Here is a 1,754-nt window from a genome sequence, read left to right on the forward strand (position 1 = left end):
GGGTAGCAAACACATAATAATCTTGTACGATAGGACTCGCCCATTTTTGATAATCACAGACGCTTACAAAAGGAAAGATGCTCGTAAAACTTTTAAATTGTTGCTTATTTTCGTCTAAAGACACATAGACCACTTCAATATCTTGCTGCTTCCATTTTGAATAGTATTTGGCTATTTCGGGCAGTTCTTCGGTACACTTGGGGCACCAGCTGGCACCAAATACCACCACCGTATAGTTGCTTTTTATGTCAGAGAGTTTTCTGGGTTGTTGGGTATCCTTATAGCCGGGGGCAACGATGTCTTTATCAAAAACAATATCAGGAGCCGTATTCCCCTTCTTCATCGCTCGATAACTTTCTAATTGCTTGGCAAGATTGCTATCTAGGGTGCAGCTTGTTTGGTTTAGCACTTTTAAAGCCAAATACTCCGACGCTTGAAACAGGCTGTGGCGCTCCAATAAATCAAAGAGATAGCCCGTAACTTCATTGAGTTTTTGCTCGTCTTTTAGCAAATTAACCATCATGGCATCAATAGAATATTGCATTTCAATAAAAACAGAATCTAATGAGCGACCACTGTTTTCTATCAGCCAAAAATGGCTCTCCATGGCATCTTTAAACAAACCACTTTTGTAAAGGCGCTGATCGGTATAATCCAAATTACGAAAGGCTGCAAAGGTGGCAGGCATTTCTTCTGTGCGGTATTGGGCAACGGTTGCCACAGAGCTCACCAATTTACGCGTGGGTAACAACCAACTCACATAACTGTCTTTGGGAAGTTTTGCTAAAAATGCAGCATCCTCGTTTTTGATGCGTTGCTTTTCAGTTTGTATGCTATGGGCAGGGCGTTCTTGCACTGAAAATAATGAATCTAGTGTGTACATCTTCTCTAAATACATCCATGCACTCAGAGCCTGCTCTCTTTTGGGATGTTCTTGGGCATACTGCCCCAACCATTGGTTTTCCTGACCTTTGGTAATTTTAAGAGTTTCGGTGTCGCTCAGTGTTTCACCAAGCAGTTCTATAGCCTCACCACTTAGAATAACAAACAAAGGCGTATCATCAGCCGATATTAAGTACCCAACCCCATAATCTGCTTTAGAATAAATCATATTGAAACTTCCTTTTTCATCGATGGTGGCGGAAGAGATTGGGTAGGTTTTGAGCCCGTTGAAGCCTTCGAGTCTAATGTCTTGTCCTGCTAATGCTGTCAAATTTCCAGTGATGCTTTGGGCAGTCAGTAAACTGGTGTACAATAGAAGTGGTACTAAAGCTGAAATTGTTTTTTTCATCATCTTAATTTTAAAAAGGGTTGTAGCCTACTTATGTTGCAATCCTTCGACTTCGCTCAGCACTAGTCCTTAAGGCAACGAACAGCGTTTCCGTTTGCTCGGTTGTTGGTGTTTATGTTGGCAGTGCTGCTATTGAAGTTGAGGTTGCGCGAATTGGTGCTGCTAAGCGTACTGCTCCAATAGTTGCCGCGCTGACCGAAATTGGTCAACGAGCCATCTACGGTGAAGTTGCGGCTGCCTGCCATGGGCAACTTAAGTACTGAGGTAAAAGCACCAAGTAAGCTGTTGGTGCTACTTATAGGTTGCTGTACCCAACTTACGTTCTTGATTCCACTCCGTTATTGCAGGTAAACGATACCCACTTGGGCATACGTGCTTGCCGTTAATAGTACTACTACTAAAAGTGTGAAAATTTGTTTCATTGGTTTGTTTTTTAATAGTTTGTTTGCTCTTTTAATAGTTA

The 1,754-nt window shown here is 41.9% G+C and carries 2 protein-coding genes; both read right to left on the reverse strand.

The window, feature by feature from the left end; translation table 11 throughout:
- On the reverse strand, nt 1–1,291 hold a 1,291-nt coding region (locus KG732_RS12930), incomplete at its 3' end, for a peroxiredoxin (protein ID WP_213524441.1).
- Nucleotides 1,292–1,353: 62 nt separating this feature from the next.
- The gene (locus KG732_RS12935; RefSeq protein ID WP_213524443.1) at nt 1,354–1,536 is read right to left on the reverse strand and encodes a hypothetical protein; all 183 of its coding nucleotides are present in this window, start codon (nt 1,534–1,536) and stop codon (nt 1,354–1,356) included.
- Nucleotides 1,537–1,754 lie beyond the last annotated feature (218 nt).

This window comes from Nonlabens sp., assembly GCF_018401815.1.
In the GTDB taxonomy this organism is placed as follows: Bacteria; Bacteroidota; Bacteroidia; order Flavobacteriales; family Flavobacteriaceae; genus Nonlabens.